At 54.3% G+C, this 23846-nt stretch carries 28 protein-coding genes; 16 read left to right on the top strand and 12 right to left on the bottom strand.

What is annotated here, in order from left to right:
* Positions 1 to 19: 19 nt before the first annotated feature.
* The 8 genes from hpf to CSE01S_RS19110 are packed head-to-tail and all read right to left on the bottom strand — an operon-like array spanning position 20 to position 6201.
* Complete coding sequence (gene hpf, locus CSE01S_RS19145) at positions 20 to 307, bottom strand: ribosome hibernation promoting factor (RefSeq protein WP_003025078.1); 288 nt, start codon at positions 305 to 307, stop codon at positions 20 to 22.
* 22 nt (positions 308 to 329) lie between these two features.
* Complete coding sequence (gene rpoN / locus CSE01S_RS19140; RefSeq protein WP_042291899.1) at positions 330 to 1763, bottom strand: RNA polymerase factor sigma-54; 1434 nt, start codon at positions 1761 to 1763, stop codon at positions 330 to 332.
* Between the two features lie 47 nt (positions 1764 to 1810).
* Positions 1811 to 2536, bottom strand: coding sequence for an LPS export ABC transporter ATP-binding protein (gene lptB / locus CSE01S_RS19135; RefSeq protein ID WP_003025073.1), 726 nt, complete (start codon positions 2534 to 2536; stop codon positions 1811 to 1813).
* A 6-nt stretch (positions 2537 to 2542) separates the two neighbouring features.
* Complete coding sequence (lptA, locus tag CSE01S_RS19130; RefSeq protein ID WP_042291895.1) at positions 2543 to 3097, bottom strand: lipopolysaccharide ABC transporter substrate-binding protein LptA; 555 nt, start codon at positions 3095 to 3097, stop codon at positions 2543 to 2545.
* Complete coding sequence (gene lptC / locus CSE01S_RS19125) at positions 3066 to 3641, bottom strand: LPS export ABC transporter periplasmic protein LptC (RefSeq protein ID WP_042291892.1); 576 nt, start codon at positions 3639 to 3641, stop codon at positions 3066 to 3068. The genes lptA and lptC overlap by 32 nt, the downstream gene beginning before the upstream one ends.
* A complete protein-coding gene (kdsC, locus tag CSE01S_RS19120; protein ID WP_042291889.1) occupies positions 3638 to 4204 on the bottom strand; it encodes a 3-deoxy-manno-octulosonate-8-phosphatase KdsC in 567 nt (188 codons plus the stop codon). The genes lptC and kdsC overlap by 4 nt, the downstream gene beginning before the upstream one ends.
* A 19-nt stretch (positions 4205 to 4223) precedes the next feature.
* Positions 4224 to 5210 (bottom strand): arabinose-5-phosphate isomerase KdsD, encoded by a 987-nt coding sequence (gene kdsD, locus CSE01S_RS19115; RefSeq protein ID WP_042291887.1) that lies wholly within the window; start codon positions 5208 to 5210, stop codon positions 4224 to 4226.
* A 13-nt stretch (positions 5211 to 5223) separates the two neighbouring features.
* Positions 5224 to 6201 carry a calcium/sodium antiporter gene (locus CSE01S_RS19110; protein ID WP_042291885.1) on the bottom strand — a complete coding sequence of 326 codons (978 nt, stop codon included), beginning with the start codon at positions 6199 to 6201 and terminating at the stop codon, positions 5224 to 5226.
* Positions 6202 to 6408: 207 nt separating this feature from the next.
* On the opposite strand from CSE01S_RS19110, the gene mlaF reads away from it, so the two are divergent.
* From mlaF to murA, 7 genes are all read left to right on the top strand, one after another.
* Positions 6409 to 7221 (top strand): phospholipid ABC transporter ATP-binding protein MlaF, encoded by an 813-nt coding sequence (mlaF, locus tag CSE01S_RS19105; RefSeq protein ID WP_042291883.1) that lies wholly within the window; start codon positions 6409 to 6411, stop codon positions 7219 to 7221.
* A 7-nt stretch (positions 7222 to 7228) separates the two neighbouring features.
* Complete coding sequence (mlaE, locus tag CSE01S_RS19100) at positions 7229 to 8011, top strand: lipid asymmetry maintenance ABC transporter permease subunit MlaE (RefSeq protein WP_042291881.1); 783 nt, start codon at positions 7229 to 7231, stop codon at positions 8009 to 8011.
* Between the two features lie 4 nt (positions 8012 to 8015).
* Positions 8016 to 8567: an outer membrane lipid asymmetry maintenance protein MlaD gene (mlaD, locus tag CSE01S_RS19095; protein ID WP_042292053.1), complete on the top strand. Its 552-nt coding sequence runs from the start codon at positions 8016 to 8018 to the stop codon at positions 8565 to 8567.
* 18 nt (positions 8568 to 8585) lie between these two features.
* Positions 8586 to 9221, top strand: a complete 636-nt coding sequence (mlaC, locus tag CSE01S_RS19090) for a phospholipid-binding protein MlaC (protein WP_042291878.1) — start codon at positions 8586 to 8588, stop codon at positions 9219 to 9221.
* A complete protein-coding gene (gene mlaB / locus CSE01S_RS19085; RefSeq protein ID WP_042291875.1) occupies positions 9221 to 9517 on the top strand; it encodes a lipid asymmetry maintenance protein MlaB in 297 nt (98 codons plus the stop codon). Before mlaC ends, mlaB begins: the two co-directional genes overlap by 1 nt.
* A 169-nt stretch (positions 9518 to 9686) precedes the next feature.
* Positions 9687 to 9941 carry a BolA family iron metabolism protein IbaG gene (gene ibaG / locus CSE01S_RS19080; RefSeq protein WP_042291873.1) on the top strand — a complete coding sequence of 85 codons (255 nt, stop codon included), beginning with the start codon at positions 9687 to 9689 and terminating at the stop codon, positions 9939 to 9941.
* Between the two features lie 52 nt (positions 9942 to 9993).
* Positions 9994 to 11253 carry a UDP-N-acetylglucosamine 1-carboxyvinyltransferase gene (gene murA / locus CSE01S_RS19075; protein WP_042291871.1) on the top strand — a complete coding sequence of 420 codons (1260 nt, stop codon included), beginning with the start codon at positions 9994 to 9996 and terminating at the stop codon, positions 11251 to 11253.
* A gap of 65 nt (positions 11254 to 11318) precedes the next feature.
* On the opposite strand, the gene sfsB is transcribed toward murA, so the two are convergent.
* Positions 11319 to 11606: a DNA-binding transcriptional regulator SfsB gene (gene sfsB / locus CSE01S_RS19070; protein ID WP_042291869.1), complete on the bottom strand. Its 288-nt coding sequence runs from the start codon at positions 11604 to 11606 to the stop codon at positions 11319 to 11321.
* A gap of 236 nt (positions 11607 to 11842) precedes the next feature.
* The gene (gene ispB, locus CSE01S_RS19065) at positions 11843 to 12814 is read right to left on the bottom strand and encodes an octaprenyl diphosphate synthase (RefSeq protein WP_042292051.1); all 972 of its coding nucleotides are present in this window, start codon (positions 12812 to 12814) and stop codon (positions 11843 to 11845) included.
* Positions 12815 to 13072: 258 nt separating this feature from the next.
* Between ispB and rplU the strand changes: the two genes are divergently transcribed.
* The 4 genes from rplU to cgtA all read left to right on the top strand — a co-directional run bounded on the left by rplU (position 13073) and on the right by cgtA (position 15942).
* Positions 13073 to 13384, top strand: a complete 312-nt coding sequence (gene rplU, locus CSE01S_RS19060) for a 50S ribosomal protein L21 (RefSeq protein WP_000271401.1) — start codon at positions 13073 to 13075, stop codon at positions 13382 to 13384.
* A 19-nt stretch (positions 13385 to 13403) separates the two neighbouring features.
* The gene (rpmA, locus tag CSE01S_RS19055) at positions 13404 to 13661 is read left to right on the top strand and encodes a 50S ribosomal protein L27 (RefSeq protein ID WP_042291867.1); all 258 of its coding nucleotides are present in this window, start codon (positions 13404 to 13406) and stop codon (positions 13659 to 13661) included.
* A gap of 127 nt (positions 13662 to 13788) precedes the next feature.
* Positions 13789 to 14754 (top strand): DMT family transporter, encoded by a 966-nt coding sequence (locus CSE01S_RS19050; RefSeq protein ID WP_042291865.1) that lies wholly within the window; start codon positions 13789 to 13791, stop codon positions 14752 to 14754.
* A gap of 15 nt (positions 14755 to 14769) precedes the next feature.
* Positions 14770 to 15942: an Obg family GTPase CgtA gene (gene cgtA, locus CSE01S_RS19045; protein WP_042291862.1), complete on the top strand. Its 1173-nt coding sequence runs from the start codon at positions 14770 to 14772 to the stop codon at positions 15940 to 15942.
* Positions 15943 to 15997: 55 nt separating this feature from the next.
* On the opposite strand, the gene dacB is transcribed toward cgtA, so the two are convergent.
* On the bottom strand, positions 15998 to 17431 hold the full coding sequence (gene dacB, locus CSE01S_RS19040; RefSeq protein WP_042291861.1) for a serine-type D-Ala-D-Ala carboxypeptidase: 1434 nt from the start codon (positions 17429 to 17431) through the stop codon (positions 15998 to 16000).
* A 244-nt stretch (positions 17432 to 17675) separates the two neighbouring features.
* Here dacB and greA point away from each other — a divergent pair, with 244 nt between their 5' ends.
* Entirely contained in the window at positions 17676 to 18152 is a 477-nt protein-coding gene (gene greA, locus CSE01S_RS19030; protein WP_042291859.1) for a transcription elongation factor GreA, read from the top strand.
* 155 nt (positions 18153 to 18307) lie between these two features.
* Here the strand turns inward: greA and yhbY are convergent, their stop codons facing one another.
* Positions 18308 to 18601 (bottom strand): ribosome assembly RNA-binding protein YhbY, encoded by a 294-nt coding sequence (gene yhbY / locus CSE01S_RS19025; protein WP_042292049.1) that lies wholly within the window; start codon positions 18599 to 18601, stop codon positions 18308 to 18310.
* A 126-nt stretch (positions 18602 to 18727) separates the two neighbouring features.
* Between yhbY and rlmE the strand changes: the two genes are divergently transcribed.
* The 4 genes from rlmE to glmM all read left to right on the top strand — a co-directional run bounded on the left by rlmE (position 18728) and on the right by glmM (position 23654).
* Positions 18728 to 19357 (top strand): 23S rRNA (uridine(2552)-2'-O)-methyltransferase RlmE, encoded by a 630-nt coding sequence (rlmE, locus tag CSE01S_RS19020; protein WP_042291855.1) that lies wholly within the window; start codon positions 18728 to 18730, stop codon positions 19355 to 19357.
* 99 nt (positions 19358 to 19456) lie between these two features.
* Positions 19457 to 21388, top strand: a complete 1932-nt coding sequence (gene ftsH / locus CSE01S_RS19015; RefSeq protein WP_042291851.1) for an ATP-dependent zinc metalloprotease FtsH — start codon at positions 19457 to 19459, stop codon at positions 21386 to 21388.
* Positions 21389 to 21475: 87 nt separating this feature from the next.
* Entirely contained in the window at positions 21476 to 22324 is an 849-nt protein-coding gene (folP, locus tag CSE01S_RS19010; RefSeq protein ID WP_042291847.1) for a dihydropteroate synthase, read from the top strand.
* Positions 22317 to 23654: a phosphoglucosamine mutase gene (gene glmM, locus CSE01S_RS19005; protein ID WP_042291845.1), complete on the top strand. Its 1338-nt coding sequence runs from the start codon at positions 22317 to 22319 to the stop codon at positions 23652 to 23654. The genes folP and glmM overlap by 8 nt, the downstream gene beginning before the upstream one ends.
* Positions 23655 to 23846 lie beyond the last annotated feature (192 nt).

The raw sequence follows: 23846 nt of genomic DNA, 5'->3' as shown, positions 1-23846 counted from the left end.
CCGCTAACTGCCCGGACAATTAGTGTTGTTTCAGTTTATCTTTATGTTTGGTCAGCTGTCTTGCCAGCTTATCGATTAAGCCGTCAATGGCGGCATACATGTCCTGACCTTCCGCACTGGCGTGAATTTCGCCACCGTTGACGTGCAGGGTTGCATCCGAGATGTGGGTGACCTTCTCCACTTTCAACACAATGTAGACCTGATTGATTCTGTCGAAATACTGTTCGAGCTTCGCGAACTTGGTATTGACGAAGTCGCGCAGGGCTTCAGTGATCTCGACGTTGTTTCCAGTGATGTTGAGCTGCATAGTGTCTTCCTTATCGGTTGGGTCAAACCAGCTGTTTACGCTGATTCGACGGCGGAATGGATAAAGACTCTCGGTACTTCGCAACGGTGCGGCGCGCCACCATGATACCCTGTTCCGACAGCAAAGATGTTAACTTGCTGTCGCTCAGCGGTTTCGCGGGGTTTTCGGCCGCAATCAGCTTTTTCACCAGCGCGCGGATAGCCGTGGAGGACGCTTCGCCACCGCCTTCGGTGTTCACATGGCTGGAGAAAAAATACTTCAGTTCAAAAATGCCGCGCGGACTGTGCAGGTATTTCTGCGTGGTCACACGGGAAATGGTTGATTCGTGCATTTCGACGGCCTGGGCGATATCCGCCAGCACCATCGGTTTCATAAATTCTTCGCCCTGCTCAAAGAAGGCCTGCTGTTGCTCGACGATACAGCGGCTGACGCGCAGGAGCGTATCGTTACGGCTCTCCAGGCTTTTAATCAGCCATTTCGCGTCCTGCAAATTGCTGCGAATGTACTGACTGTCGGCATCGTTACGCCCGCCGCTACACATTGCCGCATAGTGCTGATTGATCTGCAGCCGGGGGATGCTGTCGCCGTTCAGTTCGACCGTCCAGCGGCCATTGTGCTTACGCACCAGTACATCCGGAATGACGTATTCAGGTTCACTGGTCTGGATCGACTGGCCGGGCCTGGGATCGAGCGACTGGATAAAATTGACCGCCTCTTTCAGCACGTCTTCTTTCAGGCGCGTCACGCGCATCAGGGTGCGGAAGTCATGATTCGCCAGCAGATCAAGGTGATCGCTGACGATCAGCCGGGCTTCGTCGAGAAACGGGGTGGCCTTATCAAACTGGGACAGTTGGATCAGCAGACAGTCGCGCAGATCTTTCGCCGCCACGCCAACCGGATCAAAGCGCTGGATGCGTTTCAGGACCGCTTCGACCTCATCAATGTCCACCTCCTCGTCGCCCATGCTGTCGAGAATGTCTTCCAGAGAGACGGTGAGATATCCGGTGTCATCCACGGCATCAACGATGGAAGTGGCTATCGCGCGGTCTGTATCGGAGAAGGGCGTCAGCTCCACCTGCCACATCAGGTAATCCTGAAGGGACTGGGTGGTCTCGCCCTGATAAACGGGAAGCTCGTCGTCGATGTAATCTCCGCTGGTGCCGGATGGCGTACCGGCGGTATAGATCTCATCCCAACTGGCGTCGAGCGGCAGCTCTTCCGGCATCTCTTTTTGCTCGAGCGCGTCGGCGGCGTCCAGCGTTTCGCTGTCCTGCGTTTCGCGGGTTTCCACTTCATCATGAACGTCGGTTTGCTCAAGCAGCGGATTGCTTTCCAGCGCCTGTTGCAGCTCCTGCTGAAGTTCCAGCGTGGACAGCTGCAGCAGACGGATAGCCTGCTGAAGTTGCGGCGTCATCGCCAATTGTTGGCTGAGCCTGAGTTGCAAACCTTGCTTCATGTTCAGAGTCGTTTTCCCCCGCTATAACGTCGCGAACTTCTACCCTATCAGAGTCTGAAGTCTTCCCCAAGGTATACGCGCTTAACGTGTTCATCCTGGAGAATTTCCGTTGGCGTGCCGTGGGCGATCAGATGTCCCTGGCTGACGATATAGGCGCGTTCACATACTGCCAGCGTTTCACGGACGTTATGGTCGGTGATCAGAACGCCCAGGCCGCTGTCGCGCAGGTGCTCAATGATACGTTTGATGTCGATGACGGAGATCGGGTCAACGCCCGCAAACGGTTCATCAAGCAGGATAAATTTCGGGTTTGCGGCCAGCGCGCGGGCGATCTCGACACGGCGGCGTTCGCCCCCGGAAAGCGACTGTCCCATGCTGTCGCGCAGGTGCTCAATGTGAAATTCTTCCATCAGCTCGTTGGCGCGATCTTCGCGTTGCTCGCTGGTAAGATCGTCGCGAATTTGCAGTACCGCCATCAGGTTATCGAACACGCTCAGGCGGCGGAAGATCGATGCTTCCTGCGGCAGATAGCCAATACCGCGGCGCGCGCGGGCGTGCAGCGGCAGCAAACTGATGTCTTCATCATCAATGATGATGTTACCGGCGTCGCGCGGCACAATGCCGACCACCATATAGAACGTGGTGGTTTTACCCGCGCCGTTAGGCCCGAGCAGACCGACAATTTCGCCTGAGTTAACGGTCAGACTGACATCTTCCACGACGCGGCGGCCTTTGTAGGCCTTCGCCAGATTCTTTGCAGTTAATGTTGCCATAACGAATTAGTTACTCTTTTTCTGAGCCGGAGCCTGGTCTTTATTTTTGTCCTGCAACTGGGACGGTACCAGAACGGTGGTCACGCGCTTGCCTTTCTCGCTGAACGCCTGCATTTTTTGCTCTTTCACCAGATAGGTAATCTTATCGCCGGTGATGTTGCTGTCGAGCTGTTCCAGGTAAGCATTGCCGGTAAGCACGACGAAGTCTTTCGCCAGCTCGTAGTGCATCTTCGAGGCGTGGCCTTTGACCGGCTTCCCGTTGTCCTGCATTTGATAGAAAGTGGCCGGGTTGCCGAAGCCGTCAATGACCTCTTTGCCTTCTTCGCCGCCCGGGCGGGTCACGACAACTTTATCGGCGTTGATTTTAATGGTGCCCTGGGTCACGACGACATTGCCGGTGAAGGTGACGACGTTACCTTGCATATCCAGAGACTGCTGGTCCGACTCGATATGGATCGGCTGCTCGGTATCGCCGGTGACGGCGAACGCTGGAATGCTGGCGGCCAGAAGGGCGCTGGCAAGCACAAGATTAAGGCTGAGTTTGTTTGTTTTGAATTTCATAGGAGGTTCTAACCTTTTCAATCAGCTCGGCGTTCTTGCTGCGTAAGTTGCCGCGCATTTTCAGTCCGCTGGAGTTAAATGTTGTTCCGTATAACGTGACAAGATCCTCAGACGTGACATCCTGCGTCACGAGGTTGATCTGCGCGTTATCGGTGGTAATTTTGCGAAGTTGAGCGTCAGGCACCAGCGCGTTGACTTCAACGTGACCATACAGATACAGCATCCGATCGTCGGTCAGCTTGGCTTTATCCGCCTTGATTGACCACGTAGGGACCTTGTCCTTATCAAAGGTGGTTAATACCGGTTGAGTAAACCACGAAATGGCTTCATCCGAGAAATACTCAACGTTCTGCGCAATTAAACGATAGCTCAGCGCGCCTTCCGGGCTGTACACGACGGTATCGGTATGCTCGCTCTTATAAGTGGGATCGCTCGTGTTCACCACCACCTGCGCGGTATCGTCTTTATCGGCCAGATTAATACCAATCAGCACCAGCACGGCCAACGACAGTAGAATGATAACCCAACGTCTGGCTTTACTCATATCGATTGCCCTTTGGCCTCATCAAGCTTACCCTGCGCCAGCAGGAGTAAATCGCACACTTCCCGTACCGCACCGCGTCCGCCAGCGATTTTCGTGACGTAATCCGCGCGCGGAATCAGTAACGGATGCGCATCCGCGACCGCGACGCTCAGGCCGATTTTTTCCATCACTGGCCAGTCGATCAGGTCATCGCCGACGTACGCCACGTTTTCCGGAGCAATCGCCAGCTTATCCAGCAGATCGTGAAACGCCAGCAGCTTGTCAGACTGGCCCTGATACAGATGGGTGATCCCCAGGGTGGCGCAGCGATCTTCTACCAGTTTAGCCTTTCGCCCGGTAATAATGGCAACGTCGATATCAGACGTCAGCGCACAGCGGATGCCGTAACCGTCGCGTACGTTAAAGGCTTTTAGCTCTTCACCGTTGTTACCCATGTAAATCAGTCCATCCGACAGCACGCCGTCGACGTCAAGAATCAGCAGCCGAATGTTCTCTGCTTTGGCGATGACTTCAGCGCTAACGGGGCCATAACAGGTCGCAAGCGACGCACCTGCTTTACTCATTTCTTTTATCCTTGAATTGCTACACAACGCCTGCACGCAGGAGATCATGCATATGTAACACACCGAGTAACTGGTCGCCATCGGCAACCATTACTGAGGTGATATGGCGGGACTGCATTAAGTTCAGCGCATCGACCGCCAGAATCCCGGGACGCACGCGGATACCGCCCGGCGTCATCACGTCGGCGATACCTAACTGGCGTACGTCAACGCCCATATCAAAGACGCGACGTAAATCGCCGTCGGTGAAGATACCGTCGATCTTCATCGCATCGTCGCAAATCACGGTCATACCGAGATTTTTACGGGTGATTTCCAGCAACGCCTCGCGCAGGCTGGCGTCTTTGCGTACATGGGGGATTTCATCCCCGGTATGCATAATATCGTTAACGCGCAGTAAAAGTTTACGCCCCAGCGCGCCGCCCGGATGAGACAACGCGAAATCCTCGGCGGTAAACCCGCGCGCTTTTAACAATGCCACCGCCAGCGCATCGCCCATGACTAATGTGGCCGTGGTGCTGCTGGTCGGCGCCAGCCCCAACGGGCAGGCCTCTTTCGGTACTTTAACACACAGATGCACATCCGCGGCACGCGCCATGCTGCTTTCTGGCCGGCCAGTGATACAGATAAGCTGCACCTGGAGGCGTTTGAGTACAGGAATTAACGCGGCAATCTCGCTGGATTCGCCGGAGTTGGAGATGGCAATCACCACATCCTGCGAGGTTACCATGCCGAGATCGCCATGGGCGGCTTCACCCGGATGCACAAAAAAGGAGGACGTGCCGGTGCTGGCGAACGTCGCGGCCATTTTGCGTCCGATATGCCCCGATTTTCCCATGCCCATGACTACCACTTTGCCAGTGCAGTTGAACATCTTCTCACAGGCGAGGGTGAAGTCCTGATTGATGTACTGATCAAGCTCCGCCAGGCCTTCACGTTCAATCGCCAGGACCTCTTTACCGGCCTGCTGAAAGTCAAAACCCGGTTGTAACGCTAAGTGCGACATAATCTGTTTCCAGTTATCCAACAAGGAGCGGCGACAGCCAATACAACATCGCCAGCCATATGATAAAACCGCCGGTCAGCAGTACGCCCGCGCCGCGACCGGACTGGCGGGGGCGCCGCCAGCAGAGTAATGCAAAAATGACGCTTACCAGTAGCATCACGCTGTAATCGCGGCTAAACGCCAGCGGGTTGACCTCGCCGGGCGTCAGCAGCGCGGGCAGGCCAAGGACCAGAGCGAGATTAAAAATGTTCGCCCCAATAATATTGCCTACCGCGATATCGTTCTCACCTTTACGCACGCCGGCAATCGCGGTCGCCAACTCCGGCAGGCTGGTGCCGATAGCGATAACCGTCAGGCCGATGGTCAGTTCGCTCATCGCAAAGTAATTGGCAATAACGGTGGCGTTATCAACCACCATGCGGGTGGCCATCGGCATTATGATAAGCGCGATGCCCAGCCATAAAAACGCCACCGGCAGCCCGCCTTCGCGCGGTAGCTCCGCCAGTTGTTCGCGGGTGAGGCTGTCATTGCCCTGGCGTTCGGCCAGACGGGCGATTTTAACAATGAACAGCAGCCATAACACCGCTAACAACAGCAAAAATATGCCATCGCTACGGCTTAGCTGGCCGTCGTAAAGTACGGAACCGGCCACTACGCTGACCAGCAACATTAACGGTAATTCGCGACGCAGAATATCGGAATGCACGGTAAAGGGGTGGATCAGCGCGGCAAGCCCCAGGATCAACAGGATATTGGTGATATTGGATCCGATCGCGGTGCCAACGGCGAGATCCAGTTGCCCGTGCAGGGAGGCGGCGAGCGAAACGATGATCTCTGGCAACGACGTGCCGATACTGACCACCGTCATGCCGATGATCAGCGGCGGGACCCCCAACGTTCGGCATAAAATAGACGCGGCGAACACCAGACGGTCGGCGCCGTAGACGACCAGAAGTAAACCAATAATTAACAGCGCCGTTGCTAAAAGCATCTAAAGTCCTTTCTTCAGGTATACTCGCCGGTCACCGGGATCCTCTGGAAACCGTAACGAAGTCTTAATTTTGACTTTATGCGGCTAAAAAGTAAAACAAATGCCAGCTTTAGCTAACCAGGGCAGGTAATATTCTGTAAATATGTTGGGTTCATGGCGCCATTCAACGCCATGCTTTGATCAACACGTAATACAAAGGATGAATGAATGGGTGAGTCTGCGGCGAATTTAGTCGATATGCGCGACGTCAGCTTTACGCGTGGCGACCGCTGCATCTTCGATAATATCTCCCTGACGGTGCCGCGTGGAAAGATCACCGCGATCATGGGACCATCGGGCATCGGTAAAACGACGCTCCTGCGCCTGATCGGCGGTCAAATTTCCCCAGACAAGGGCGAAATCCTGTTTGATGGCGAGAATATTCCCGCCATGTCGCGTTCGCGGCTCTACACGGTGCGTAAACGGATGAGTATGCTGTTTCAGTCGGGCGCGCTCTTTACCGACATGAACGTTTTCGATAACGTCGCCTATCCGCTGCGCGAACATACCACGCTGCCCGCGCCGTTACTGAAAAGTACAGTCATGATGAAGCTCGAAGCGGTCGGTCTGCGCGGGGCGGCCAGACTGATGCCGTCCGAACTCTCCGGCGGAATGGCCCGGCGCGCCGCGCTGGCGCGCGCTATCGCGCTGGAACCGGACCTTATCATGTTCGATGAACCGTTCGTGGGGCAGGACCCCATCACGATGGGCGTACTGGTTAAATTGATCTCTGAATTAAACAGCGCGCTGGGCGTCACCTGCGTGGTGGTTTCTCACGATGTGCCTGAAGTCCTGAGCATTGCCGATCACGCCTGGATCATGGCGGACAAGAAAATTGTCGCCCACGGTAGCGCGCAAGGACTGCAGGAGAACGCCGATCCGCGCGTCCGTCAATTCCTGGACGGTATTGCCGACGGGCCGGTCCCGTTCCGCTATCCGGCGGGCGATTATCATTCTGATCTACTCGGAACAGGGAGTTAAGCCACACATGCTGTTAAATGCACTGGCGACGCTGGGACACAAAGGTATCAAAACCGTCAGCTCGTTTGGGCGCGCCGGGTTAATGTTATTCAATGCGCTGGTCGGCAAACCGGAATTTCGTAAACATGCGCCGCTGTTGGTGCGCCAACTCTATAATGTCGGCGTCCTGTCGATGCTTATCATTCTGGTGTCGGGCGTGTTTATCGGCATGGTGCTGGGGCTACAGGGGTATCTGGTGCTCACCACCTACAGCGCGGAAACCAGCCTTGGCATGCTGGTGGCGCTGTCGCTGCTGCGTGAGCTTGGCCCGGTTGTCGCGGCGCTGTTGTTTGCCGGACGCGCGGGTTCCGCGTTAACCGCGGAAATCGGTCTGATGCGCGCCACCGAGCAACTGTCCAGTATGGAAATGATGGCCGTTGATCCGCTACGCCGGGTGATTTCGCCGCGCTTCTGGGCTGGCGTGATTTCGCTGCCGCTGCTAACCATTCTGTTTGTCGCGGTCGGTATCTGGGGCGGCTCCCTGGTCGGCGTAAGCTGGAAAGGGATCGACCCGGGATTCTTCTGGTCGGCGATGCAAAACGCCGTCGACTGGCGTCTCGACCTGGTGAACTGTTTGATTAAAAGCGTGGTGTTCGCCATCACCGTAACATGGATTGCATTATTCAATGGATATGATGCGATCCCGACCTCGGCAGGGATCAGCCGGGCTACCACACGCACCGTTGTGCACTCGTCGCTGGCCGTTCTGGGCCTGGATTTTGTGCTGACCGCTTTGATGTTTGGGAATTGAGTTCATGCAAACGAAAAAAAATGAAATTTGGGTGGGGATTTTCTTATTAGCGGCGCTGCTGGCGGCGCTGTTTGTCTGCCTGAAAGCGGCAAACGTAACGTCGATGCGCACAGAGCCGACCTACACGATTTATGCGACCTTCGATAATATCGGCGGCCTGAAAGTGCGCTCGCCGGTGCGCATTGGCGGGGTGGTCGTGGGACGCGTCGCGGATATTTCGTTAGATCCGAAAACTTATTTACCGCGCGTCACGCTGGATATCGAAGAACGTTATAACCACATTCCTGACACCAGCTCGTTGAGCATCCGGACCTCCGGTTTGCTGGGCGAACAATATCTGGCGCTGAACGTCGGTTTTGAGGACCCGGAGCTGGGAACGTCTATCCTCAAAGATGGCGGCACGATTCAGGACACTAAATCCGCGATGGTGCTGGAAGATATGATTGGTCAGTTCCTTTACAACAGTAAGGGGGATGACAATAAGAATTCTGGCGATGCGCCAGCGCCGGCCGAAGGCAATAATGACGCTAACGGGCCTGCGGGCACAACGAATTAATCTCAGGAGATTCGACATATGTTTAAACGATTGATGATGGTGGCTCTGCTGGTGATTGCACCACTGACCGCCGCCACTGCAGCCGATCAAACTAACCCGTACAAGCTGATGAACGAAGCGGCGCAGAAAACGTTCGACAGACTGAAAAATGAACAGCCGAAAATCCGTTCGAATCCGGACTACCTGCGCGACGTCGTCGATCAGGAACTGCTGCCGTATGTGCAGGTGAAATATGCGGGCGCGCTGGTGCTGGGCCGTTACTACAAAGAAGCGACCCCCGCGCAGCGCGAAGCCTATTTCGCCGCGTTCCGTGAATACCTGAAGCAGGCTTACGGACAGGCGCTGGCGATGTACCACGGTCAGACTTACCAGATTGCGCCTGAACAACCGCTGGGCGATGCGACGATCGTGCCGATCCGCGTCACCATTATCGATCCTAACGGTCGCCCGCCGGTGCGCCTCGACTTTCAGTGGCGTAAAAACACCCAGACGGGCAACTGGCAGGCCTATGACATGATCGCCGAAGGCGTCAGCATGATCACCACTAAACAAAACGAGTGGAGCGACCTGCTGCGAACCAAAGGGATCGACGGCCTGACCGCGCAACTGAAATCTATCGCACAGCAGAAAATCACGCTGGATGAGAAGAAGTAATGACGCAGTCACTCAGTTGGACGCGTAAAGGCGATACGCTGGCGCTGATGGGAGAGCTGGATCAGGACGTGGTAAATCCGCTATGGGATGCGCGCGTTGAGGCAATGCAAGGCGTCACCTGTATCGACCTGAGCCAGATTTCCCGCGTCGATACCGGTGGGCTGGCGCTGCTGCTCCATCTTATCGATCAGGCAAAAAAGCAGGGCACCCGTGTTTCGTTGCAGGGGGTGAACGATAAAGTTTACACCCTGGCGCAGCTGTATAATCTGCCTGAGGACGTTCTTCCTCGCCTGTAATTTGCGCCGGGTAGCTTACTGGCTATCCGGTCTTTTCCTGTCGTTCTGATCAACGCGTTAGCGTCACCATCAGGCAACTTTACGTTGATCGCCCTTTTGCTTATTTATGACAGCGCAACTTTGCTCTAAGATGTTGGGCTGTTTTCACTATCTGACGAATATAGAGCCCATGGAAAATAATGAAATCCAGAGCGTGCTGATGAACGCACTCTCCCTCCAGGAAGTCCACGTCTCCGGCGATGGCAGTCACTTTCAGGTTATTGCCGTGGGTGAGATGTTTGACGGTATGAGCCGGGTGAAGAAACAGCAGACCATCTATGCCCCGCTGATGGAGTATATTGCGGACAACCGCATTCATGCTCTGTCCATCAAAGCGTATACCCCCGCAGAGTGGGCGCGCGATCGCAAACTTAACGGTTTTTGAGCTACGGGAGAAATACCGGTAGCGACGATGAATTTTAACTGAGAACAACATCATGGATAAATTTCGTGTACAGGGGCCAACGAAGCTCCAGGGCGAAGTCACCATTTCAGGTGCAAAAAACGCCGCACTGCCGATCCTCTTTGCGGCGCTGCTGGCGGAAGAACCGGTCGAGATCCAGAACGTCCCGAAACTGAAAGATGTGGATACGTCCATGAAGCTGCTGAGCCAGCTTGGTGCCAAAGTGACGCGTAACGGCTCTGTGCACATTGATGCGCGCGACGTCAACGTATTCTGCGCGCCGTATGATTTGGTGAAAACCATGCGCGCGTCGATCTGGGCGCTGGGTCCGCTGGTCGCCCGTTTTGGTCAGGGCCAGGTTTCACTGCCGGGCGGCTGTACTATCGGCGCACGTCCGGTTGACCTGCATATCACCGGTCTTGAGCAACTGGGTGCGACCATTAAGCTGGAAGAAGGTTATGTGAAGGCCTCTGTCGACGGACGACTGAAAGGCGCGCATATCGTGATGGATAAAGTCAGCGTTGGCGCGACGGTCACCATCATGTGCGCAGCGACCCTTGCGGAAGGCACCACCATTATTGAAAACGCCGCGCGTGAGCCGGAAATTGTCGATACGGCGAATTTCCTGGTGACGCTGGGGGCGAAGATCTCCGGTCAGGGGACCGATCGGATTACGATCGAAGGCGTTGAACGTCTGGGCGGCGGCGTGTACCGTGTACTGCCGGACCGTATCGAAACCGGCACCTTCCTGGTCGCGGCGGCTATCTCCCGCGGTAAGATCATCTGCCGTAACGCGCAGCCGGATACGCTGGACGCCGTGTTGGCGAAGCTGCGCGACGCCGGTGCGGATATCGAAGTGGGCGAAGACTGGATCAGCCTCGACATGCATGGCAAACGCCCGAAAGCGGTAAACGTGCGTACGGCGCCGCATCCGGCGTTCCCGACCGATATGCAGGCGCAGTTTACGCTGCTGAACCTGGTGGCGGAAGGCACGGGCTTCATTACTGAAACCGTGTTTGAAAACCGTTTTATGCATGTGCCGGAGCTGAGTCGCATGGGCGCGCATGCGGAAATCGAAAGCAATACCGTGATTTGCCACGGCGTCGATAAACTTTCCGGCGCCCAGGTGATGGCAACCGACCTGCGTGCTTCTGCAAGCCTCGTGCTGGCAGGATGTATTGCAGAAGGAACCACAGTGGTCGATCGTATTTATCATATCGATCGCGGTTACGAGCGCATTGAAGATAAACTGCGTGCGCTGGGCGCGAACATCGAGCGCGTAAAAGGCGAGTAATTCGGACGCATTCGTCACGAATAAACAGGTAGCCCCATCGCGAAAGGGGCTACCGTTCTGCCGTGTCACTCGGTGCCTGGCTTCTCCCGACGCGACGCTCTCATCAGGCGCGTTCTGTCGATGAATTCATGCGTTTTGGCGTCGTGATAGCGCGACGGCCAGATCACCCACGGTTCCGTTCCCAGCGCTTTGGCAATAATCAGTTCGCCTTTCGGCCACGGTCGGGTTAAGGCATTGGCCAGCGTCGAAGAACTTAATCCGTTTCTGCGCGATTCAGCCGCCATTGATGTCCCTCTTTTGCGTAATCCCGCGATGATATCAGCGGGATGCCAGTCGATCAGTTTGCTCTCCATTTTTCCCTCGCTCCTTAACTTGTTCATGGGAATTTTGAACAATAAACCTGAGAAACACACTATACGCCGCAAGAACAAATGTTCTAAAAAGTTCATGTAAAGAGAGCGAATATTCAGAATATGCCAGGAGTTATTACAGCTATTGCAAGGGGTTTATGGATGAGCAAAATAATTAAAGAAATTTACTGGAATTTATATGAATCCATCCCGCGCGATACGGGATGGAGAGGATGTGTTTAACGGTCGCGCTGGACGGCGATATGCGCGAGGCCAATCAGCGCGTCGCGCCACGGCGTGTCCGGTAGGATCTGCAGGGCGGCGATGGCCTTATCCGCTTCTTCTTCCGCGCGCTGGCGTGTCCATTCCAGCGAGCCGCAGGCGTTCATCGCATCCAGAACCGGTTCCAGAAGATGTCGGCCGTTTCCTTGTTCAATGGCGGTGCGAATCATTTGCGCTTGTTCAGGCGTACCGTGACGCATCGCATGCAGCAGGGGAAGGGTTGGCTTGCCTTCGTTCAGATCATCACCCACGTTTTTACCAAGTTGCTCGCCGTCGGCGCTGTAATCCAGCAAATCGTCAATCAACTGGAAAGCGGTGCCGAGGTAACGGCCATAGTCCTGTAACCCTTTTTCCTGCGCGCCAGTACAGCCCGCAAGGATACCGGAGCATTGCGCCGCCGCTTCAAACAGGCGCGCGGTCTTGCTGTAGATGACGCGCATGTAGTTTTCTTCGGTGATGTCCGGGTCGTTAACGTTCATCAACTGCAGCACTTCGCCTTCTGCGATGACGTTAACGGCTTCGGACATCACTTCCAGTACCTTCAGCGAGCCAAGGCTGGTCATCATCTGAAACGCGCGGGTATAGATAAAGTCGCCGACCAGAACGCTGGCGGCGTTACCAAACGCGGCGTTGGCGGTGGCTTTGCCACGACGCATGTCGGATTCGTCCACCACATCGTCGTGAAGCAGGGTGGCGGTGTGGATAAACTCGATCAGCGCCGCGATAGTGACATGGGCATTTCCCTGATAACCCACGGCGCGCGCCGCGAGTACCGCAATCATCGGACGGATACGTTTTCCGCCGCCGCTCACAATGTAATAGCCCAACTGGTTGATCAACTGGACGTCGGAATTAAGCTGTTCAAGGATTGTCGCATTGACACCCGCCATATCTTGCGCGGTTAACTCGTTGATTTTTTCTAAATTCATCGCAAAAGCCGGGCTTTTCGCCCTGTTTACCTGACGGTACATCAAGGTAACTTAGGGTTTAGGGTTAGAAATAAATGCTGATTGTACTGAAAAAACGCCGCAGATAAACGTTACCATACACGTTGTGTTTTTTTTCTTCATGTATTGACTGTAGCACTTGTCAAAGGCTCACGTTTTGCGTAATATTCGCGCCCTATTGTGAATATTTATAGCGCACTCTGAATCATTCAAAAGGTGTGCGCGGAAGCGGAGTTTTTTATGTACGCGGTTTTCCAAAGTGGTGGTAAACAACACCGAGTAAGCGAAGGTCAGACCGTTCGCCTGGAAAAGCTGGACATCGCAACTGGCGAAACTGTTGAGTTCGCTGAAGTTCTGATGATCGCAAACGGTGAAGAAGTCAAAATCGGCGTTCCTTTCGTTGATGGCGGCGTAATCAAAGCTGAAGTTGTTGCTCACGGTCGTGGCGAGAAAGTTAAAATCGTTAAGTTTCGTCGTCGTAAACACTATCGTAAGCAGCAGGGCCATCGTCAGTGGTTCACTGATGTGAAAATTACTGGCATCAGCGCCTAAGACCTGAGGAGAGATTTAAATGGCACATAAAAAGGCTGGCGGCTCCACTCGTAACGGTCGCGATTCAGAAGCTAAACGCCTGGGCGTTAAGCGTTTCGGTGGCGAAACCGTTCTGGCGGGTAGCATCATCGTTCGTCAACGTGGTACCAAATTCCACGCTGGTGCTAACGTAGGTTGCGGTCGTGACCACACTCTGTTTGCTAAAGCAGACGGTAAAGTGAAATTTGAGGTTAAAGGCCCGAACAACCGTAAATACATCAGCATCGTTGCTGAGTAAGTTTTTCGTGGTCCGGTAACGGATTAAAGCCCCGCACCTGTTGCGGGGCTTTTTACATTCGACGACCGGTAAATATGCTCGTGAAACCGTTCCTTTTCGGCTCACGAGCCCTTGCAGGGAAACGGGCATGAAGCAGCAGGCTGGCATTGGCATTCTTTTGGCGCTCACCACCGCGATGTGTTGGGGGGCTTTGCCAATTGCGATGAAGCAGGTGCTGGAGGTGATGGAACCTCCTACCGTCGTGTTTTACCGTTTTTTAATGGCCAGCGTTGGTCTGGGGGCGATCCTGGCGGTGAAGCGCAGGCTGCCGCCGCTGCGAATTTTCCGTAAGCCGCGCTGGTTGGTGCTGTTGGCGATTGCCACCGGCGGGCTTTTTGGTAATTTCATTCTGTTCAGCTCTTCCCTGCAATATCTTAGCCCGACAGCCTCGCAGGTTATTGGGCAACTGTCGCCGGTTGGTATGATGGTTGCCAGCGTATTTATTCTCAAAGAGAAAATGCGCGGCACGCAGATCATCGGCGCAATGATGCTGCTGAGTGGGCTGGTGATGTTCTTCAACACCAGCCTGGTCGAAATCTTTACCAAACTGACCGATTACACCTGGGGCGTCATTTTTGGCGTTGGAGCGGCGATGGTCTGGGTGAGTTATGGCGTTGCGCAAAAAGTATTATTGCGGCGTCTGGCGTCACCGCAGATCCTGTTTTTACTGTACACTTTATGTACGATAGCGCTATTGCCGCTGGCGAAGCCAGGGGTGATCGCGCAGCTCAGCGACTGGCAGCTTGCCTGTTTGATTTTCTGCGGGCTGAATACGCTGGTAGGATATGGCGCCCTGGCGGAAGCGATGGCGCGCTGGCAAGCGGCGCAGGTGAGCGCGTTAATCACGCTTACCCCGCTGTTTACCTTGTTATTTTCAGATCTTTTATCTGTGGCCTGGCCCGATTTCTTCGCCAGACCGATGTTAAACCTTTTAGGTTATCTCGGTGCGTTTGTCGTGGTTGCGGGCGCGATGTACTCCGCCATTGGTCATCGAATTTGGGGCGGATTACGCAAGCATGAACCGGTGGTATCGCAACCCCGCTCAGGCGAATGATTTACGGAGAGTAAAATGAAGTTTGTTGATGAAGCAACGATTCTGGTCGTTGCAGGCGATGGTGGTAACGGTTGTGTCAGCTTCCGTCGCGAAAAATACATCCCGAAAGGCGGCCCGGACGGCGGCGATGGCGGTGACGGCGGTGACGTCTGGCTGGAAGCGGACGAAAACCTTAACACCCTGATCGACTACCGTTTTGAGAAATCCTTCCGCGCGGAGCGTGGTCAGAATGGCGCCAGCCGTGACTGCACCGGTAAACGCGGTAAAGATGTCACCATTAAAGTGCCGGTCGGCACACGCGTGATCGATCAGGGCACTGGCGAAACCATGGGCGATATGACCAAACACGGTCAGCGTCTGATGGTGGCGAAAGGCGGCTGGCACGGTCTGGGGAATACCCGTTTTAAATCTTCCGTAAACCGTACCCCGCGTCAGAAGACCATGGGGACGCCGGGTGATAAGCGCGATCTGTTACTGGAGCTGATGCTGCTGGCTGACGTCGGTATGCTCGGTATGCCAAACGCCGGTAAATCGACCTTTATTCGCGCAGTGTCGGCGGCGAAACCAAAAGTGGCGGATTATCCGTTTACCACGCTGGTGCCGAGCCTTGGCGTGGTGCGTATGGATAATGAGAAGAGCTTTGTGGTCGCGGATATCCCGGGGCTGATTGAAGGCGCTTCTGAAGGCGCAGGGTTGGGGATTCGCTTCCTGAAGCATCTTGAGCGCTGCCGTGTTCTGCTGCATCTCATCGACATCGATCCGATCGACGGTTCCGATCCGGTGGAAAACGCCCGTATCATCATTGGCGAACTGGAGAAGTACAGCCAGGATCTGGCGTCCAAGCCGCGCTGGTTAGTGTTCAACAAGATCGATCTGCTGGATAAAGCCGAAGCGGAAGAGAAAGCGAAAGCGATCGCCGATGCGTTGGGCTGGGAAGGTAAATATTATCTCATCTCTGCCGCCAGCCAACTGGGCGTGAAAGATCTCTGTTGGGATGTGATGACCTTTATCATCGAGAACCCAATCGTTCAGGCTGAAGAAGCGAAGCAGCCGGAAAAAGTCGAATTCATGTGGGATGACTACCACCGCCAGCAGCTCGCGGAAGTCGAAGACGAAGCGGAAGATGACTGGGATGACGACTGGGACGAAGACGACGAAGAAGGCGTTGAGTTCATTTATAAGCGTTAACCTGTGTAATGCGAAGCGCCGGATGGCGCTTCGCTTCTCCGGCATTACCGCCCGCCTAGTTGTTCTGATAAATATCCTTGTACAACCGGCTTTCGAAACGCACCAGCGGAATTCGGCGGTTACGCTGCTCGGCTGGCGCAACCGCATAGCCTGACAGATACTGTACGAATGCCATACGCTGCCCGCTTGCGGTAGTGATGAACCCTGCCAGGTTATAAACGCCCTGAAGCGAACCGGTTTTCGCCGACACCTTACCATCCACTCCCGCCTGATGCAGACCCGCCCGGTATTGCAGAGATCCGTCATAACCCGCCAGCGGAAGCATAGAGATGAAGTTCAGCTCGTTGTCGTGCTGTGCGATATATTGCAGCACCTGCATCATGGTCGCAGGGGCTATCAGGTTGTGGCGAGAAAGACCGGAACCATCGGCGATAATGGTATTGCCAATATCTACGCCCGCCTGCTGACGAAGGATCTGGCGTACCGCATCGGATCCGGCGCGCCAGGTGCCCGGCACGTTGAAACGGGCATGGCCAATCATGCGAAAGACGGTATCGGCAATCATGTTGTCCGACTTTTTCAGCATAATCTTAAGCAGATCGTGCAACGGGGCGGACTGTTTGCTGGCAACAATGGTTCCCGGTTCATTGACCTGCGTCTGGCGTAATAACGTTCCGCCATAACTGATACCGGCTTGTTTTAACTCGGCTTTTAAAATTGCCCCGGCATAGCTGGCGCCATCCTGGATGGCGAAGGCTAATGGCAGCGGTTCGGCACGCTGCGGCAGGCAGCCGGTTAATGTGAAGCGGTTTAAATCTCCAGGCACCACGTCCAGTTCACAGTATTGCGCCTCAGCGGAGCCGCGAGCGAGCGTACGCACCTGGCTAAAGAAGGTGACAGGATAGTAAGACGCTACGCGAATATACGCCAAATCGTTGGGTTTCTGGGCGCTATAAAGCGAAATGGAGAAGCAGTTTCGGTCCACAATCGCAGCCGCAGGCGGGGCGCTAAAGCATTGAGTCATGTCATTCCACGGCCATCCCGGCGCTTTGTCATGACTGGCAAAAATCGAGGTATCAATGAGGATATTTCCGGTAATCTGCGTGACACCTGATTTTTTCAGGTTCGCGACCATATTCCGAATATCCTGACGTTTTAACGTCGGATCGGCACCGAATCGCGCCACTAAGTCACCCTTCAAAACGCCGCCATCGACCTGGCCTTTGGTCTCCAGCGTTGTCGTAAAACGGAAGTCCGGGCCAAGCTGTATCAGCGCCGCCAGCGCGGTGATGACTTTCTGCGTGCTGGCAGGTAGGGCCATTTGCTGACTATGATAATCAATCGCGGGGGCCGGCGCGCCAACCTTCTGCACCATGAGGGCAAGATTGGCTCCGGCAGGAAGCTGGTTGATGTACTCATCAACGTTCGCGGCCTGGACGCTGAACGCTATACTGGTGGTCAATCCGATGATAAATCTGGAAAATCGCATAATCTCGCGCTAACAACCTGGAAACAAGCCGTCATACTACGGCGCAATGCCCTGGAAAGTAAACGATGACCCATAGGGAACTCCAGGGTAAAATGAGTATCAAATTGAGAATTGTAGCTGACCTGGGTTTTTGCCCGGGTCGGTATTTTTTTGCTTCTGGCTCGGGTATGACGCCATACCGGGGCAGGCTTAACAGCCGGGGTGGACCATTGCCCCCTACAGGAATGTTTAAGAGGTATAACAAATGCAAGCTATTCCGATGACCTTACGCGGCGCAGAAAAACTGCGCGAAGAGCTGGATTTTCTGAAATCTGTACGCCGCCCTGAAATTATCGCCGCTATCGCTGAAGCGCGTGAACACGGCGATCTCAAAGAGAATGCGGAATATCACGCCGCGCGTGAGCAGCAAGGGTTTTGCGAAGGCCGCATCAAAGATATCGAAGCGAAACTGTCGAATGCGCAGGTGATCGACGTTACAAAAATGCCTAACAACGGTCGCGTTGTTTTCGGTGCGACGGTCACCGTGCTGAATCTTGATAACGATGAAGAGCAGACCTGGCGCATCGTGGGCGATGATGAGGCCGACTTTAAACAAAACCTGATTTCGGTGAATTCGCCGATTGCCCGCGGTCTGATTGGCAAAGAGCAGGATGACGTTGTGGTCATCAAAACGCCGGGCGGCGAAGTGGAGTATGAGATCACCAGGGTCGAATACCTGTAAGAATTTCCCAATACTCAAGATGTTGATGTATTGTAAAGAAAGGAAAAAGGCCGCATAGCGGCCTTTTATCAACGAACAGAGCGTGGCATTTTGCTCTCCTGCCAGCGGAAAATCCCTCGTTTTACACAGAATTTGTGTTCAACGTCAGGATATTCTTAGCGCGGCAGCGAGATTTTACGTTCTTTACTTGGGCGATAAAGCACCAGCATTTTACCGATGACCTGTACGTTACAGGCGCCGGTTTCGCGCACGATAGCGTCCACGATCAAGGTTTTGGTTTCGCGATCTTCTGATGCGATTTTCACCTTGATAAGTTCATGGTGCTCTAACGCTTGTTCAATCTCGGCCAGTACCCCTTCGGTCAAACCATTATTGCCAAGCATAACGACCGGCTTGAGCGGATGTGCCAGACCTTTCAGGTGCTGTTTTTGTTTAGTACTCAGATTCATCGTATATTTTTGCTTACGTTGGGATTGAAAACGGGTCATTCTACCGCCATCTCCCATATATCACCAAATAGTGCGTTGAAATTTACGCCGTATGGCAACGATGTTCTGCCCGGATGGGAAAGTTAAATGACAGGTAAAAAGCGTTCTGCCAGCTCGAGTCGCTGGCTTCAGGAACACTTTAGCGATAAATATGTTCAAGAGGCACAGAAAAAGGGGTTACGTTCCCGTGCCTGGTTTAAACTTGATGAAATACAGCAAAGTGACAAACTCTTTAAGCCGGGAATGACGGTTGTCGATCTCGGTGCCGCGCCAGGAGGCTGGTCACAGTATGTGGTCTCGCAAATTGGCGGCAAAGGCCGCATCATCGCTTGCGATCTTTTACCTATGGATCCTATTGTTGGTGTGGACTTTCTTCAGGGCGACTTTCGTGATGAACTAGTGATGAAAGCGCTGCTGGAACGCGTGGGTGACAGTAAAGTACAAGTTGTCATGTCAGATATGGCACCAAACATGAGCGGAACACCGGCGGTGGACATCCCCCGCGCCATGTACCTGGTGGAACTGGCGTTAGAAATGTGTCGTGATGTGCTAGCGCCGGGTGGAAGTTTTGTAGTGAAGGTGTTCCAGGGCGAAGGTTTCGATGAGTACCTAAGGGAAATTCGCTCCCTGTTTACGAAGGTGAAAGTTCGTAAGCCGGACTCTTCTCGCGCACGTTCGCGTGAAGTGTATATTGTAGCGACCGGGCGTAAACCATAACTGGTCGATTTCAGACGAAAGTTTGAAAGACGCTGGATATAGAGTATCCTGACGCTGTTTTTAACACAGTTGTAATAAGAGGTTAATCCCTTGAGTGACATGGCGAAAAACCTAATACTCTGGCTGGTCATTGCCGTTGTGCTGATGTCAGTATTCCAGAGCTTTGGGCCCAGCGAGTCTAATGGCCGTAAGGTGGATTACTCTACCTTCCTGCAAGAGGTCAACAACGACCAGGTTCGTGAAGCACGTATTAACGGACGTGAGATCAACGTTACCAAGAAAGATAGTAACCGTTACACGACCTACATTCCGGTTAACGATCCGAAGCTGCTTGATAACCTGCTGACGAAAAACGTCAAGGTTGTGGGTGAACCACCGGAAGAGCCGAGCCTGCTGGCTTCCATCTTTATTTCCTGGTTCCCGATGCTGCTGTTGATCGGTGTCTGGATCTTCTTCATGCGTCAGATGCAGGGCGGCGGTGGCAAAGGCGCCATGTCGTTTGGTAAGAGCAAAGCGCGCATGCTGACGGAAGATCAGATCAAAACCACCTTTGCCGACGTAGCAGGTTGTGACGAAGCGAAAGAAGAAGTCGGTGAACTGGTTGAATACCTGCGCGAGCCGAGCCGTTTCCAGAAACTGGGCGGTAAAATCCCGAAAGGCGTTCTGATGGTAGGGCCGCCGGGTACCGGTAAAACCCTGCTGGCGAAAGCCATCGCCGGTGAAGCGAAGGTACCGTTCTTTACCATTTCCGGTTCTGACTTCGTGGAAATGTTTGTTGGTGTCGGTGCGTCTCGCGTACGTGACATGTTCGAACAGGCCAAGAAGGCGGCGCCGTGCATTATCTTCATCGATGAAATCGACGCCGTAGGCCGCCAGCGTGGCGCAGGTCTGGGTGGCGGTCACGATGAACGTGAACAGACGCTGAACCAGATGCTGGTTGAGATGGACGGCTTCGAAGGTAACGAAGGTATTATCGTTATCGCGGCGACAAACCGTCCGGACGTTCTTGACCCGGCGCTGCTGCGTCCAGGCCGTTTTGACCGTCAGGTCGTGGTGGGGCTGCCGGATGTGCGCGGTCGTGAACAGATCCTGAAAGTCCATATGCGTCGCGTGCCGTTGGCGCCGGATATCGATGCGGCCATCATTGCCCGCGGTACGCCTGGCTTCTCCGGTGCGGACCTGGCGAACCTGGTGAACGAAGCGGCCCTGTTTGCTGCGCGTGGCAACAAGCGCGTGGTCTCCATGGTTGAATTCGAAAAAGCGAAAGACAAAATCATGATGGGTGCGGAACGTCGCTCCATGGTGATGACGGAAGCGCAGAAAGAATCGACCGCTTACCACGAAGCTGGCCATGCGATCATTGGTCGTCTGGTGCCGGAGCACGATCCGGTGCATAAAGTGACGATTATTCCGCGCGGTCGTGCGCTGGGGGTGACCTTCTTCCTGCCTGAGGGCGACGCGATTAGCGCCAGCCGCCAGAAACTGGAAAGCCAGATTTCGACGCTTTACGGTGGTCGTCTGGCAGAAGAGATCATCTACGGTGTGGAACACGTTTCTACCGGCGCGTCAAACGACATCAAAGTGGCGACCAACCTGGCGCGTAACATGGTGACCCAATGGGGCTTCTCGGAAAAACTCGGTCCGTTGCTGTATGCGGAAGAAGAGGGTGAAGTGTTCCTTGGTCGAAGCGTCGCGAAAGCCAAACACATGTCCGATGAAACCGCGCGTATCATCGACCAGGAAGTGAAAGCGCTGATTGAACGTAACTACAATCGTGCGCGTCAGCTTCTGAACGATAACATGGACATCCTGCACGCAATGAAAGATGCGCTCATGAAATACGAGACCATCGATGCGCCGCAGATTGATGACCTGATGGCACGCCGTGACGTTCGCCCGCCAGCTGGCTGGGAAGAACCCGGCTCTAACAATTCTGACAACAATGGCACCCCGCGTGCGCCGCGTCCGGTTGATGAACCCCGTACGCCGAACCCGGGCAATACCATGTCAGAGCAGTTAGGCGACAAATAAGTCATACCATTGTTGATGACTGCGCGTTAATGAAAACCCTGGGGCTTGCTCCGGGGTTTTTTATGATTTCATACCAGGGATAACATTATGCAACTCTTCGCCCAGGGCACTTCACTTGATCTTCGCCATCCGCATGTGATGGGCATTCTCAATGTCACCCCAGACTCCTTCTCTGACGGTGGAACGCATAACACGCTGATCGAGGCCGTGAAGCATGCGAATCTGATGATTAACGCCGGTGCAACTATCATTGATGTTGGTGGCGAATCAACGCGTCCTGGCGCGGCTGATGTCAGTGTGGAAGAGGAATTGCAGCGGGTGATTCCGGTTGTTGAGGCGATTGCGCAGCGTTTTGAAGTCTGGATTTCCGTGGATACATCAAAGCCGGAGGTGATCCGCGAATCAGCCAGAGTGGGCGCTCACATCATTAACGATATCCGCTCGCTTTCTGAACCCGGCGCGCTGGAAGCCGCAGCGGAAACCGGTTTGCCCGTTTGCTTAATGCACATGCAGGGGCAACCGAAAACCATGCAGCAGGCGCCGAAATATGACGACGTGTTCGCTGAAGTTAATCGCTACTTTATTGAGCAGATAGCACGTTGTGAAAGGGCGGGTATCGCAAAAGAGAAATTGTTACTCGACCCGGGATTCGGTTTCGGTAAAAATCTCTCCCACAACTATACATTACTGGCGCGTTTATCTGAGTTTCATCATTTTAATCTGCCGCTGTTGGTGGGAATGTCGCGCAAATCGATGGTGGGCCAGTTGCTCAACGTCGGGCCTTCAGAGCGACTGAGCGGCAGCCTGGCCTGCGCGGTAATTGCGGCCATGCAGGGAGCGCAGATCATTCGTGTCCATGACGTCAAAGAAACCGTAGAAGCGATGCGTGTGGTCGAAGCCACATTGTCCGCAAAGGAAAACAAACGCTATGAGTAACCGTAAATATTTTGGTACCGATGGAATCCGTGGTCGCGTTGGCGACGCCCCGATCACCCCTGATTTCGTGCTTAAACTGGGATGGGCGGCCGGTAAAGTGCTCGCGCGCCACGGCTCCCGTAAAATCATCATCGGTAAAGATACGCGTATTTCCGGTTACATGCTGGAGTCGGCCCTGGAAGCGGGACTGGCGGCGGCGGGCTTATCCGCCTCATTTACCGGCCCGATGCCGACACCCGCCGTGGCATACCTGACGCGCACTTTCCGCGCAGAGGCTGGCATTGTGATATCAGCGTCGCACAATCCGTTCTATGACAACGGTATTAAGTTCTTTTCTATTGATGGCACCAAACTGCCGGATGCGGTGGAAGAAGCCATTGAAGCAGAAATGGAAAAGGAGATCACCTGCGTGGACTCCGCTGAACTGGGTAAAGCCAGCCGTATTGTGGACGCCGCAGGACGCTATATTGAGTTCTGCAAAGGCACATTTCCAAATGAACTGAGCCTGAATGAGTTAAAAATTGTTGTCGATTGCGCGAACGGCGCGACCTACCACATCGCGCCCAACGTGTTGCGCGAGCTGGGCGCGAAGGTCATTGCGATTGGCTGTGAACCGAACGGCGTCAATATTAACGAAGAAGTGGGCGCGACGGATGTGCGTGCTCTGCAGGCGCGCGTTGTCGCGGAAAAAGCCGACCTGGGGATTGCTCTGGACGGTGACGGTGACCGCGTGATCATGGTTGACCATGAAGGCAACAAAGTCGATGGCGATCAGATCATGTATATCATCGCCCGTGAAGCGTTGCGTCAGGGACAATTACGCGGCGGCGCCGTCGGTACGCTGATGAGCAACATGGGGCTGGAGCTGGCGCTCAAGCAACTGGGCATTCCGTTTACCCGTGCCAAAGTAGGCGACCGCTACGTGCTGGAAAAAATGCAGGAAAAAGGCTGGCGTATCGGTGCGGAAAACTCCGGGCACGTCATTCTGTTGGATAAGACCACCACGGGCGACGGCATTGTGGCGGGACTGCAGGTATTAGCGGCAATGGTGCGTAACCATATGAGTCTTCACGATCTCTGCAGCGGCATGAAAATGTTCCCGCAGATTCTGGTTAACGTGCGCTATACCGCCGGCAGCGGCGATCCGCTGGAAAACGAAACCGTGAAGGCGATAACGGCGGATGTGGAAGCGGCGTTGGGCAACCGCGGTCGCGTGCTGTTACGTAAGTCAGGCACCGAGCCGTTAATCCGCGTGATGGTGGAAGGCGAGGACGAAGCCCAGGTCACTGAATTCGCTCACCGTATCGCAGAGGCTGTAAAGGCGGTGTAAAGGTCCTTTTTACTGCATAAAAAGGCGGCAAATGCCGCCTGTTGCAGGTAGAAATGGCATGCTTTTGCTGTTTTTTTCCGCAGTTGATACAATGGCCTAAAATTGCCCTTGCGAAGGACATTCGCTTTGGTTAGTATTCACACCCGCTTCAGTGGGAAACAGTAGCTTATCCCGCTTTATTGGTTTGAAGCA

It is taken from the genome of Citrobacter sedlakii NBRC 105722 (assembly GCF_000759835.1).
Lineage (GTDB): Bacteria > Pseudomonadota > Gammaproteobacteria > Enterobacterales > Enterobacteriaceae > Citrobacter_A > Citrobacter_A sedlakii.
The sequence above is the reverse complement of the archived record's forward strand: the minus strand, read 5'-3'. Positions and strand labels throughout refer to the sequence as shown.